General features: G+C 68.0%; 12 protein-coding genes and 3 tRNA genes. 8 read left to right on the top strand and 7 right to left on the bottom strand.

Going from position 1 to position 11,518, the window contains the following annotated elements; all coding sequences use genetic code 11:
• The first annotated feature begins 167 nt into the window (after window positions 1-167).
• From G9373_RS43200 to G9373_RS43190, 3 genes are read left to right on the top strand one after another with little or no spacing between them, the layout of a single operon-like run.
• The gene (locus G9373_RS43200) at window positions 168-1,124 is read left to right on the top strand and encodes a pseudouridine synthase (protein ID WP_005572723.1); all 957 of its coding nucleotides are present in this window, start codon (window positions 168-170) and stop codon (window positions 1,122-1,124) included.
• Window positions 1,125-1,169: 45 nt separating this feature from the next.
• A complete protein-coding gene (locus G9373_RS43195) occupies window positions 1,170-2,705 on the top strand; it encodes a CYTH and CHAD domain-containing protein (RefSeq protein WP_167120975.1) in 1,536 nt (511 codons plus the stop codon).
• 48 nt (window positions 2,706-2,753) lie between these two features.
• Entirely contained in the window at window positions 2,754-3,638 is an 885-nt protein-coding gene (locus G9373_RS43190) for a universal stress protein (RefSeq protein WP_005572725.1), read from the top strand.
• Between the two features lie 13 nt (window positions 3,639-3,651).
• Here the strand turns inward: G9373_RS43190 and G9373_RS43185 are convergent, their stop codons facing one another.
• Window positions 3,652-4,389: a VIT family protein gene (locus tag G9373_RS43185; protein ID WP_005572726.1), complete on the bottom strand. Its 738-nt coding sequence runs from the start codon at window positions 4,387-4,389 to the stop codon at window positions 3,652-3,654.
• Between the two features lie 139 nt (window positions 4,390-4,528).
• On the opposite strand from G9373_RS43185, the gene G9373_RS43180 reads away from it, so the two are divergent.
• The 3 genes from G9373_RS43180 to G9373_RS43170 all read left to right on the top strand — a co-directional run bounded on the left by G9373_RS43180 (window position 4,529) and on the right by G9373_RS43170 (window position 7,286).
• A complete protein-coding gene (locus tag G9373_RS43180) occupies window positions 4,529-5,311 on the top strand; it encodes an SDR family oxidoreductase (RefSeq protein WP_120659680.1) in 783 nt (260 codons plus the stop codon).
• A gap of 26 nt (window positions 5,312-5,337) precedes the next feature.
• Window positions 5,338-6,399: a YbhN family protein gene (locus tag G9373_RS43175; RefSeq protein WP_133986115.1), complete on the top strand. Its 1,062-nt coding sequence runs from the start codon at window positions 5,338-5,340 to the stop codon at window positions 6,397-6,399.
• Window positions 6,400-6,461: 62 nt separating this feature from the next.
• Window positions 6,462-7,286, top strand: a complete 825-nt coding sequence (locus G9373_RS43170; protein ID WP_005563178.1) for an SDR family NAD(P)-dependent oxidoreductase — start codon at window positions 6,462-6,464, stop codon at window positions 7,284-7,286.
• Between the two features lie 9 nt (window positions 7,287-7,295).
• On the opposite strand, the gene G9373_RS43165 is transcribed toward G9373_RS43170, so the two are convergent.
• Window positions 7,296-7,949 carry a TetR family transcriptional regulator gene (locus G9373_RS43165; protein WP_005244320.1) on the bottom strand — a complete coding sequence of 218 codons (654 nt, stop codon included), beginning with the start codon at window positions 7,947-7,949 and terminating at the stop codon, window positions 7,296-7,298.
• Between the two features lie 156 nt (window positions 7,950-8,105).
• Here G9373_RS43165 and G9373_RS43160 point away from each other — a divergent pair, with 156 nt between their 5' ends.
• Window positions 8,106-8,957 carry an alpha/beta hydrolase gene (locus G9373_RS43160; RefSeq protein ID WP_005563182.1) on the top strand — a complete coding sequence of 284 codons (852 nt, stop codon included), beginning with the start codon at window positions 8,106-8,108 and terminating at the stop codon, window positions 8,955-8,957.
• On the opposite strand, the gene G9373_RS43155 is transcribed toward G9373_RS43160, so the two are convergent.
• On the bottom strand, window positions 8,954-9,667 hold the full coding sequence (locus G9373_RS43155; RefSeq protein ID WP_242323376.1) for a TetR/AcrR family transcriptional regulator: 714 nt from the start codon (window positions 9,665-9,667) through the stop codon (window positions 8,954-8,956). The genes G9373_RS43160 and G9373_RS43155 overlap by 4 nt on opposite strands.
• Window positions 9,668-9,750: 83 nt before the next feature.
• On the opposite strand from G9373_RS43155, the gene G9373_RS43150 reads away from it, so the two are divergent.
• Window positions 9,751-10,086, top strand: coding sequence for a nuclear transport factor 2 family protein (locus G9373_RS43150; protein WP_005563186.1), 336 nt, complete (start codon window positions 9,751-9,753; stop codon window positions 10,084-10,086).
• Between the two features lie 62 nt (window positions 10,087-10,148).
• Here the strand turns inward: G9373_RS43150 and G9373_RS43145 are convergent.
• The 4 genes from G9373_RS43145 to G9373_RS43130 all read right to left on the bottom strand — a co-directional run bounded on the left by G9373_RS43145 (window position 10,149) and on the right by G9373_RS43130 (window position 11,289).
• Window positions 10,149-10,225 (bottom strand) — tRNA-Phe (locus G9373_RS43145).
• A gap of 66 nt (window positions 10,226-10,291) precedes the next feature.
• Window positions 10,292-10,365, bottom strand: a tRNA-Asp gene (locus tag G9373_RS43140).
• A gap of 96 nt (window positions 10,366-10,461) precedes the next feature.
• Window positions 10,462-10,534: transfer RNA gene (locus G9373_RS43135), tRNA-Glu, on the bottom strand.
• Between the two features lie 98 nt (window positions 10,535-10,632).
• Window positions 10,633-11,289 carry a TetR/AcrR family transcriptional regulator gene (locus tag G9373_RS43130; RefSeq protein ID WP_005254790.1) on the bottom strand — a complete coding sequence of 219 codons (657 nt, stop codon included), beginning with the start codon at window positions 11,287-11,289 and terminating at the stop codon, window positions 10,633-10,635.
• Window positions 11,290-11,518 lie beyond the last annotated feature (229 nt).

Below are 11,518 nucleotides of genomic sequence, written 5' to 3'. Positions count from 1 at the left end.
GTGGGCACCACCGCGAGCCCCACCCCCACCGCCAGAGCGACTGCCACCACACCCGGTCGAAACGCCCATCGACGCACGATCACCACGAACCCCCGTGAAATCCTCCGATGACGCGCCTCAGCGACCAGTCAGGGTGGCCCGCGTCACAAACTTACCGGATAGTAACCATGAGTCCCCCCGCGGTCAACGGCGGATTTCCGCAGCCTGTCGTCTACCGTGACGGGGTGCCCGACGCCCCACTTCCCGTCCGCGACGGCCTCAACCCGACGCGGCTGAGGATGCCGGACGACGGCTCGTGGCCCACCGTGCTCGAGTACCTGGTCGCGCGTTTCCCGCACGACGAGACGCGCCTCCGCGAGAAGGTGGCCACCGCGGAAGTCGTCGACGAGCGCGGGCAGCCGATCACCGACTCCACCCCGTTCGCACCCCGAAGATTCGTGTACCTGTACCGGGATCCGCCAGTCGAGACACGGGTGCCGTTCGAGATCGAGATCCTCCACCGCGACGAGAACCTCCTCGTCGTGGACAAACCCCACTTCCTGGCCAGCACCCCACGCGGCGCGTACATCGCCGAGTCGGCGCTGGTCCGGTTGCGCAGAGACCTCGACCTCCCGGAACTGACACCCGCGCACCGGCTCGACCGGTTGACCGCCGGGGTGCTGATCTTCACGGTGCGGCGTGAGGTCCGGCGCGACTACCAGTCGCTGTTCGACCAGCGCCGGGTGGTCAAGGAGTACGAGGCGGTCGCGCGTTACGACCCCGATCTCCCGCTGCCCGCCACCGTCCGCAGTCGAATCGTCAAGGAGCGAGGCGTCCTGAAGGCGTACGAGGTGGACGGTCCCGCCAACAGCGAGAGCCGCATCGAACTCCTCGAGGTCCACGGCGACGCGGCCCGGTACCGGCTGCTGCCGCACACCGGCAAGACGCACCAGTTGCGGCTGCACATGAGTTCGCTGGGCATCCCGATCCACGGCGACAACTTCTACCCCGACTTCTACGATGTTGCCGCCGACGACTATTCGACGCCGCTGCGGCTGCTGGCCCGGTCCGTCGAATTCGTCGACCCCCACTCCGGCGTCACGCGACGCTTCGCGAGCGTCCGGAGCCTCGACTGGCCGAAGTGACCTCGGCTTCTTTCCCCCGGGCCGGTCAGACGGAAGGATGGGGACATGAGTACCGCGACGTCCGTCTCCGAAGTGGAACGCAAGTACGAGGCCGGTTCGGAGCAGCAGATACCCAGCCTCTCGGGATTGCCCGGTGTGGACGGTGAACCGCGGCGCGACACCGTTCAGCTGTCCGCCCTGTACTACGACACCGGCGAACTTCTGCTGCTGCGCGCCGGAATCACCCTCCGCCGCCGGGAAGGCGGCGACGACGCCGGCTGGCATCTGAAGATCCCGGCAGGCGCGGACGAGCGAACCGAGTTGCAGTTGGCGCCCGACGCCGAGCTCCCCGAGACGGAAGTGCCCCGGGAATTCGCGGAACTGCTCACTGCCGTCACCCGCGGCGCCGCCCTGAACCCGGTCGCGCTCATCAGTACCGATCGCGAACGGCAGCGGCTCGTGGACGCGGCGGGGACGACGCTCGCCGAGGTCGTCTCGGACGTCGTGATCGCCGCCGTCCCCGAGAAGGGCACCGGATCCGACGAGCGGGTGTGGCGCGAGATCGAAGTGGAGCTCGCGGCCGGAGACCGAAACCTGTTCGACGCCATCGACTCCCGGCTGACGGACGCCGGGATAGCTCGGTCGGACGCGCCGTCGAAGTTGCGGCGGGCGCTCGGCGACGCGGTGACCGGCACCCCGCGCCCCGTGCGCAGGACGAAGGGGTCCACTCCCCGGACACTGCTGCTGGAGTATCTGGCGGCGCAGAAGGATTCTCTCGTGACGGCCGACCTCGGCGTGCGGCGCGACCTCGAGGAGTCCGTCCACGACCTCCGGGTCTCGGCCCGGCGCATCCGGAGTGTCCTCCAGGTGTACGGGTCCAGCCTGCGCGATCAGGAAACCGTCGACGACTTGATCGTCGAACTCCGCTGGGTCGGTCAGGCCCTCGGCTCGGCGCGGGACACCGAGGTGCAGTGGAGCCGGCTCGTGGACCGGCTGGGTGGCGCCGAGGAAATACCCGACCGCGAGGTCGTGCGTGCGCGCCTCGACGAGTACTTCTCGGGACTCGCCGCGACGGCCCGGCCCGCAGCACTGGCCGCCCTGAACTCCCGGCGCTACCTCGACCTGCTCGCCGGACTCGATACGTTCCTCGTCGCCGTCGAGGCGTCCGGGGACGGTGGCCCGTCGAAGAAGGCCGTGGCGAAATCCCTGCGCACCTTGTCGAAGTCCGTCCACAAGCGCGTGCGGAAGGCGGCGTCCGCGACCACCCGGGCCGAGCGCGACGCACGGACACACCGGGCGCGCAAGCGCGCCAAGCGAATGCGCTATGCGATCGAGGCGACGCGGTCGCTGACACCGAAGGCGTCCGACCGCGCTCAGACGAAATTCAAGGGCTTTCAGGACGTGCTCGGCGAGTACCAGGACGCCGTCGTCGCACGGGACCACATCCTCGCGATGGTCGCGGAGGATCAGCACTCCGCCGAGTCGAGCCTGGGCCTCGGAATGCTCTTGCAGCGTGAGCTCGATCGCGGCGATACCCTGACGCCGCTCGTGAAACCCGAGTGGAAGACCGCGAGGAAGGCGGCCCGAAAAGTCTGGAAGTAGGGCACAGTCGGGGAGTACCCCCAACAGCGTGAGCGAAGGGAGCCAGACGTGAGCACACCCGCCAGTCATTCCGTCGTCGTCGGCCTGGACGGATCCGACGCCTCCACCGCCGCCGCCCTGTGGGGCGCCGCAGTCGCGTCGAAGTGGGGTGCCACGCTGTCGCTCGTGCACGCACTGCCGCAGGACGGCCCGCTGTACAGCCCCGCTGCGATCATGCTGGAGTCGCAGTTCCTCAGTCAGCTGCGCGAGGACGGCGAGGCCATCATCGGGACGGCGAAGCGGCTACTGGGACCGAAGTTCCCCGGTCTGGAGATCGAGACGACCATCAGTCCCGGTCCCGCGGGCACCGCACTGCTCGAGGCCGCCGACTGGGCGCGGTTGATCGTGCTCGGATCCACGGGAACGGGAGCGATCCGTTCGGTGCTGCTCGGCTCGACGGCGCTGCACGTCGTCAACCGCGCACCCTGCCCGGTGACCGTTCTCCGGGGTGAAGTCACCACACCCGACCAGCGTCCGGTGGTGGTCGGGGTCGACGGAAGCGACCTCAGCCGCGACGCCGTGGCCCACGCATTCGAATTCGCGTCGTTCTTCGAGGCGCCGCTGACCGCCGTCCACACGTGGCAGGGCTCCCCCACGCTCGGCGCGGGCGGCACCGGCATGCTCGTCGACTGGGACGCCGTGAAGCAGGAAGAGGAGGCGCTGCTGTCCGAGGGCCTCGCGGGCGAGTCGGAACGATACCCGGACGTGTCCGTGACGAGGGTGGCCGAGCAGGGTGCCGCAGCCGACGTCATCCTGCGGCATGCAGGGGACGCCCAGCTCATCGTCGTCGGCAGCCACGGCCGGGGACCGTGGCTCGGCGCGCTGATGGGCTCGACGAGCCAGAATCTGCTCCACCACGCGAAATGTCCGGTCATGATCTGCCGGAGCGAGTGACTGTCGCCCGAAGCTAGGCGATGCCCGTTCCCACCAGCTGGCCGATGCCGTACGTGACGATCATCGCGAGTGCCCCGCCCAGCACGACGCGGAGCACTGCCCGGGTGCGCTGTGCGCCGCCGAGAGCCGCGCTGACGGTGCCCGTGAGGGCCAGCGCGACCAGCACGGCGAAGAACGCCACCGGAATGCGCAGGTGCACAGGCGGTACGAGGATCGCCAGCAGCGGGACGAGGGCGCCGAGCGTGAAGGACAGCGCCGAGGATCCCGCAGCCTGCCAGGGGTTGGTCAGGTCGTCCGGGTCGATGCCCAGTTCGATGTCCACGTGGGCGGCGAACGCATCGTGGTCGGTGAGTTCGCGCGCGACCGTCCGGGCGGTGTCGCCACTCAGCCCCTTGGCCTCGTACATCGCGACGAGTTCCTCGAACTCGACGTCGGGGGTTTCGGTGAGTTCGCGGCGTTCCTTCGACAAAAGAGCGCGTTCGGTGTCGCGCTGGGTGCTCACCGAGACGTACTCGCCCAGGGCCATCGACACCGCCCCGGCCGCGAGACCCGCGAATCCGGCGGTGAAGATCGCCGATCGTTCGGTGGTGGCCGCGGCCACCCCGACCACCAGGCCGGCGGTCGACACGATGCCGTCGTTGGCGCCGAGAACGCCGGCCCGCAACCAGTTGAGGCGGCTCGCCAGACTCGGTGCGTGCGGCTCGTCGGGATGCCGCGAGGGCTCGGCCCGCTCGGCGTTCTCTGCTGACATGCGTTCAGGCTAAGACGAAAAGGCCTGGTCGGATAGCCAGGCTAGGCTGCGCTCGGCCGGGGTGAACTGTTCCCCACCCACCGAAACCAAGCAGTTGCTAGGTTAGGGGCGCTCGTTCCTCACACGCTTGGAGTTCCTCATGGCGACACCCGCCACCAGCACCCCCCGACGTCGCTGCGCCGCACTGGTCACGGGCGGCACCGGCGGCATCGGCTCGGCCATCGCACGGCAACTCGCGACCCTCGGCCACGACGTGGCCATCACCTACCGATCCAACGCCGACGTCGCCGCGGACCTCGTCGGCGAACTGGAAAGCCGCGGCGTCGGAGCGCAGGCGTTCTCCGCCGACCTCACCGACCAGCCCCGCGTCGCGAGTGTCGTGAAACAGACCATCGAACACTTCGGCGGCCTCGGCGTCCTCGTTCACGCCGCGGGACCGCACATTCCGATGATCCACCTGTCCGAGATCGCTCCCCGGGACTACGCCGAGCACCTCGAACAGGAAGCGGTGGCCTTCTTCACCGTCGTCAAGGCCGCCCTCCCCGCGCTGCGGGAAGCGTCCGGTTCCGTCGTCGCGGTCACGACCGCGGCCACCAGCCGATATCCGGTGCGCGACGGACTGTCGCCGGGCACCAAGGGTGCGATCGAACAGCTGGTCAAGGGATTCGCCGCCGAGGAGGGCCGCTACGGCGTCCGCTTCAATTCGGTGGGCCCGGGAATGCTCACCGACGGCATGGCCGAGCGGCTGATCAACTCCGAAGAACTCGATCAGCGCGCACTCGACGCCGCCATGAGCCGGATACCGCTACGCCGGTTCGGCACCGCCGCGGACGTCGCCGAGGCGGTCTGCTTCCTCGCGAGCGACCGGGCGGGTTTCGTCACCGGACAGAAACTCGACGTCGACGGCGGATACACGGTGTGATCACCGGCCATGTGTAATGGACGCGTATGACGGACGCCCAAGACACCCGCCCGACGCCCCGCAGGCGTCGAGTCGAATGGGTGATCGGCGGCCTGCTCGTCGTCGTGCTCGCGGTCGAAATCGTCCTCATCTGGCCGGACCTCTCCGAGAGCGTCCAGAACCTCGGCGACCTCCAATGGGGATGGGTGGCCGCGGCCGTCGTGGCGTCGCTGGCATCGATGTCGAGCTTCGCCCGGGTCCAGCGCTGCCTGCTGGGGGTCGCGGACGTGCACATCAGACAGCGGCAGTCCCTCGCGGTGACGTTCGCCTCCAATTCGATGAGCGTGACGCTGCCGGGCGGCCCGGTTCTGGCAACGACGTTCAGGTACCGGCAGACACGCCTCTGGGGGGCGTCACCGGTGGTCGCGACGTGGCAACTGGTGATGGCCGGCGCCCTCCAGGCCATCGGCCTGGCGCTCGTCGGACTGGCGGGCGCACTGCTCGTCGGGGCCGAGACCAACCCGTTCTCGCTGATCTTCACGTTCGGCGGCCTGTGCGCCTTCCTGGTGGTGGCTCAGTACGCCGCCTCGCGGCCCGACGCCCTCGAAGGTGTCGGCATCACCGCGCTACGCGGATTCAACGCGCTCCGAAAGAAGCCTCCGCTGACCGGTGTTCGCCAGTGGAAGCACATCGTGAACCAGATGAGCGCCGTCCGGATGGACCGCCGCGACACCGCCCGCGCGTTCGGGTGGTCGCTGTTCAACTGGATCGCCGACGCCGCATGCCTCGCCTTCGCGTGCTACGCGGTCGGCGCACATCCCGGGTTCGCCGGACTGGCCGTCGCGTACGCGGCGGGCAACGCCGCCCGTTCGGCCATCCCACTCCTGCCCGCCGGGCTCGGTGTCATGGACGCCGTGCTCGTCCCCGCACTGACCGCCAGCGGAATGACCGGCGCAGAAGCGGTGTCCGCGATCGTCGTCTACCGCCTGGTCAGCTTCCTGCTCATGGCCACCATCGGCTGGATCGTCTTCGCGGCACGCTTCCGGGGTACGCAGCAGCAGGGCGAGGAGGGCCCGGACCCCGCACCACTGTGGCGTCCCGGCACGTGAATATGTCCCGCTGAGAGAGAAACCCGGGCCGAGGCGGCCGACGACGGTCCTACGGTCGAGCCGTGACGGAACCGGAAACACAGGAAAAGCAGGTTGTCGTCGTCACCGGCGCGGCCTCGGGAATCGGGGCGGGGATAGCCCGGCACGCGCACGCTCGCGGTATGGCAGTGCTCCTCGCCGACATCGATACGGCCGCGCTGGATCGTCTGGCCGCAGATCTGGGCGGAGCCGCCCTCACGTGCGCAACCGACGTCGCGGACTCCGGGTCCGTCCACGCCCTGGCCGATCTCGCGTACGACTCGTTCGGCCGGGTGGACCTTCTCTTCAACAACGCCGGAATCATGCGGGCCGGATTCCTCTGGCAACTCGGCGAATCCGACTGGGACGCCGCCCTCGGTGTCAACGTCACGGGTGTCGTCAACGGGATCCGGGCGTTCGTTCCGCGCATGATCGACCAGGGCGGCGGACGCGTCGTCAACACGGCCTCGGTCGGTGGATTCGCGCCCGGTCCGATGATGTCGCCGTACAGCGCATCGAAGTTCGCGGTCGTCGCGATCACCGAGTGCCTGCAGATGGAGTTGACCATGGTAGGCGCCCCGGTGTCCGCGAGCGTGCTCGCGCCGGGGCCCGTCGTCACGTCCGTCTTCGACAACCCGTTCGGGGCGGTCTCCCATCCGGCCGTCGATCGGATGGTCGCGCAGATGCGCGAACTGCTCGGCACCCACGGTCTCGACGCAGACACTTTCGCGGAATTGGTCTTCGCAGGCATCGACCGGGGCGACTTCTGGCTCGCACCGCAGGGTGAGCACCTCGACAGCATGGTGCGCCAGCACACCGCCACCATCCTCGAGCGGCGAGAACCGGTAATCCGGCAGTCGTTTCGCTGAGCGCGCGAACTAGCCGCCGAGGCGCCGGAACACGAGACGGACCGCGAGCCCGAGGTGAGCCATCACCTCGTCCACCGAGATGCGGCCGGCCACCCAGGACACCAGGCTCGACATCCAGACGTCACCGATCACCCGGATGGCGTTCAACTGGTCGTCGGAGATGTGCTCGACACCGATGGTCTTGGCGAACATTTCGGTCATCAGCGCGCCGAACGCATCCAGTTCGGCCGAGGCCGACGCGTCCGCGAACATGAACGCGCGCACCAGGGCCTCGTAGCGCGGCCGGTCCTTCTCGAGGACTTCCGTGTTCTTCCGGAGGACGAACAGGATCCGCTCCGACGGCGTGTCCCCCGGGATCGCGACGTCCTCGAACCGGGACCGCATTCCCTCGAACACCATCAACAGGCCCATCACCAGCATGTGGTTCTTCGACGGGAAGTAGCGGTACACGGTGCCCAGCGCGACGCCCGCCCGATCGGCGATGGCCCGCATCTGCACGGCGTCGTACCCGCCCTCCGAGGCGAGTTCCATCGCTGCGGCGACGATCCGCTGATAACGCTCCCGCTGGGGGGCTTTGGCCCCACGCGAGGGCAGCTGCCCGTTGCGAAGCAACGACAGTAGCCCGTCGCGGCCCGCCGTCAGCGGCTCTTCAGCACTGCTCATGGACGTCAGCCTAGCGACAGTCACCTCGGTGCCGTCCGGCGACGGCACCGGTTCCGGTCGTCACGATGTCCGGATTGCGTGGGCCACCCCCGGATAGACTCGCCTCGACCGCCGGAGGTTCCCGTGCCCAGAGTTCATGTCGGACCCGAGGATCGTGTGATCCGGCTGCCCGACGGACGCCTGATGGGTTTCGCGGAGTACGGCGACCCCCGCGGATTCACCGTCGTGAACGCCCACGGCGGGCTCGCCGGCCGTCTCGACGTCGCGGCCGCCGACCGGAGTGCTCGCGACGCGGGCATCCGGCTCCTGTCCCCCGACCGTCCGGGGATCGGACTGTCGGATCCGCAGCCGGGCAGGACGGTCCTCGACTGGGCCCGGGACGTCGAAGACCTCGTGAATCGCCTCGGCGTCGGCCGTTTCGGTGTCCTGGGGTGGTCGATGGGCGGGCAGTACGCGCTCGCGGTGGGCTCCGGCGTGGCGTCGCGCGTGACAAGTGTCGCGGTGATCGCCGGGGCCCTGCCCCTCACCGAACCCGGGGTGTTCGCCCAGCTTCCCGCCGGGGACCGCGTGTTCACCCGGCTGTCCCAGCACGCCCCGCTGGTGGCGCGGAGCTGCTTTCGCGTCATGGGCGCCGTCGCGCTGCGTGCTCCGCGCCTGTTCCGGCGACTCGGCGCCCGCGACCTCGGCGCCGCGGACGCAGCCGTTCTCCGCTCCGAACCCGTCCGGAACTTCTCGCTCATGTCCGGTGAGGCTCTCCGGACGGCGCCCGGGATGGTGGAGGACTACTGCGCGTGGATGCGGCCGTGGGGGTTCGCGCCGGAGGATCTGACCGTGCCGGTCGACGTCTGGGGTGGAACCGAGGACGAACTCGTGCCCACGACCTGGCCGCCCGAGCTCGCCCGCCGGATTCCCGGCGCCAGGCTGAACATCCGCACCGGTGGTCATTTCATGGCTCACCTGCACTACCGCGAGATCTTCGACACCCTGCGGCGGCGCTCGGAGTCCTAGGTCGCTGCCGTTAGTTTGTCGAGCCACTCCCGCATCACGAGGAGTTCGCCGGCACTCAACCCGGCCCGGCCCGCGTCGGCGTCGAGGGCGCGCGCGAGCGCGTCCGCCTTCTCGACCACCTCCCTCGAGGTCTCCGACAGCACAGTGGGCGCCGGCCGGATCAGCCCGGCGATCACGTTGTCGCGCAGTTCCCGTGACAGGGAGAGGTCGACGCGGCCCTCCGGCTGCGCGATGAGGTGCAGGGTCATGCCGACGTTCGCCGCCACGAATTGCCCGGCGGCGGCCGCAGGCGTCACGCGCAGGCGTCCCTGCTGCGCGATCTCGGTCAGCAACTGGAGGAGCCTCGTCTCGGCGACGGAGGTCACCGCACACGGCTTGCCTGGAGCGACCTGCCCGTACAGCAGGACGTAGAACGAGGGATTGTCGAGCCCGTAGCGGACGTGATCGTCCCAGCCGTGCCGCAGGTCGTCGACCGGGTCGTCCCCGCGCCGATTCGTGGCCCGGACGTACTGGCCGAAACCGTACTCCACGACCGCGTCGAACAGGCCCTGCTTGCTGCCGAAGTGGTGGTACAGCGTCGGGGCCTGCACGCCGGCGAGGTCGCAGACGGCGCGGGTGGACACGGGCTTGCCCTTGGCCTCGTCGAGTAGTTGGGCCGCCGCCTTCAGCAGACGGTCGCGGGCGTCACCGGCCACACTCTTCTTTGTCACACCGCTATGCTACTTCTATAGCGTTGCTATAGGCACGGACTGCCGGGCCGGCAGGGACAACGCACAGGGACAGGGAGATCACCATGAGCACCACCACGACACCCGAGATCGTCACGCGCTACTTTCGGGCAGCCGACGCAGGAGACCTCGATGCACTCACAGCATGCTTCACCGACAACGCGGCCGTGACCGACGAAGGCCGGACCGTCCGCGGGCGCGACGGCATCCGGCAATGGCGCAGGGACCTCGAATCGAAGTACACCTACACGGTCGAGGTGACCGGAACGGAAACGGCCGCCGACGACACTTACGTGATCACCACCACGGTGAAAGGAAATTTCCCCGGGAGCCCGGTGGAACTGAAGTACGAGTTCGTTCTCAGCGACGGCCTCGTCGACACACTGCGGATCGCACCCTAGCGACACGGACAACGAAAAAACTCCGCTGTCGACGTTCTCGACAACGGAGCTTCGGTGAATCGTGGTGGCCAGGGCCGGGATCGAACCGGCGACCTTCCGCTTTTCAGGCGGACGCTCGTACCAACTGAGCTACCTGGCCGGACGGCACCCGAACCGAATGCCTATCGCATTGTGTTGCCGATACTCGGTATCGGCAACACACTTGCGACCCTGACGGGACTCGAACCCGCGACCTCCGCCGTGACAGGGCGGCGCGCTAACCAACTGCGCCACAGGGCCTTGCTTGTCCTGCTGTTGCTTTACCAGTGTAAAGCGTTACTGCGTGTCACTTTTACTGCCGTCGAACCATACCGCATGCTCGACACCGGTCAAACGTACCCCCTACGGGATTCGAACCCGCGCTACCGCCTTGAAAGGGCGGCGTCCTAGGCCGCTAGACGAAGGGGGCCCGCCGGATTTCTCCGAACCAGTACCTCAACGGCGTTCCGTTGGGAGCTTGGATAGCTTAGGACACGGATCGAGAATTTCCCAAATCGCCAGGTCAGACTACGAATCGGGAAGTTCCGAACCGGAATCCGGCCAGCCTTCCCTCGCAAACTTCTCCAACCATTCGGGTGAAGCCATCGCTTCGAGGATCACTTCGAGCGATTCCGCGAACCGCTCGCCGAGGTCACCCTCCAGCGCCGTCATGTCGGACATGTACCGCTGGCCGGCGAGGGACGCCGCCAGGACCCTGGTGAACTTCTCGGGATCGGCGTCGGCGCGCAGCAGTCCGTCGCGCTGAGCGCGGATCGCGAACTCGTGCGCGGCGCGCCCCCACACCTGCGAGCCGCCGGACTGTACGTCCGGATAGAACTCGGGTTCGACGATCAACCGGAACTCGGCCCGCACGATGACGCTCGAATGGAACAGCTTCGCCAGATCGATCACGAAACCGTGGAGGGCTTCGAACGGCCCGATGTCCGTGCGACTCGTCCACCTGTCGGTCAGCGCGGTGAATTGCTCGACTCCGGACTGAAGAACGGCACGGGCAAGTTCTTCCTTCGACTGAAAGTGGAAGTACATCGCCCCCTTGGTGGCGTTCGAGCCCTCGAGGATCGTGTTGACGGACGCCGCCGCATAGCCGCGCTTGGCGAACTCGATGGCGGCCGACTCCACGAGCGCAGCGCGAGTGCGTCGCGCACGTTCCTGTTGACGTGCCATGACGGTAAATCCCTCTCCGAGATGCAGTAGCCCTCTTTCCGCCCTACTGGGACGAGCATGGAGCCATACATAACAGTATCCCCGTTTTGAAAGAACCGACAGAGCAGTCTGTAGATCATGGAAACTTCCCAGAAACCAACCCAAAGACCTTTATGGAGCTGAAACCGGACTGCTGCCGAAAACACACCAAGTGGTATAATTTGGGTCGGCTCGGGTGCGCTGCAGGGGG

The sequence above is a fragment of the Rhodococcus sp. A14 genome (genome assembly GCF_011603105.1).
GTDB lineage: Bacteria > Actinomycetota > Actinomycetes > Mycobacteriales > Mycobacteriaceae > Rhodococcus_F > Rhodococcus_F opacus.
This window is presented reverse-complemented; position numbering and strand designations above follow the sequence as displayed.

Excerpts from the sequence above, each read along its gene's own strand:
- G9373_RS43200 (WP_005572723.1), top strand. The coding sequence starts at position 168 with ATGAGTCCCCCCGCGGTCAACGGCGGATTTCCGCAGCCTGTCGTCTAC.
- G9373_RS43195 (WP_167120975.1), top strand. The coding sequence starts at position 1,170 with ATGAGTACCGCGACGTCCGTCTCCGAAGTGGAACGCAAGTACGAGGCC.
- G9373_RS43185 (WP_005572726.1), bottom strand. The coding sequence starts at position 4,389 with ATGTCAGCAGAGAACGCCGAGCGGGCCGAGCCCTCGCGGCATCCCGAC.
- G9373_RS43180 (WP_120659680.1), top strand. The coding sequence starts at position 4,529 with ATGGCGACACCCGCCACCAGCACCCCCCGACGTCGCTGCGCCGCACTG.
- G9373_RS43175 (WP_133986115.1), top strand. The coding sequence starts at position 5,338 with ATGACGGACGCCCAAGACACCCGCCCGACGCCCCGCAGGCGTCGAGTC.
- G9373_RS43165 (WP_005244320.1), bottom strand. The coding sequence starts at position 7,949 with ATGAGCAGTGCTGAAGAGCCGCTGACGGCGGGCCGCGACGGGCTACTG.
- G9373_RS43150 (WP_005563186.1), top strand. The coding sequence starts at position 9,751 with ATGAGCACCACCACGACACCCGAGATCGTCACGCGCTACTTTCGGGCA.
- G9373_RS43130 (WP_005254790.1), bottom strand. The coding sequence starts at position 11,289 with ATGGCACGTCAACAGGAACGTGCGCGACGCACTCGCGCTGCGCTCGTG.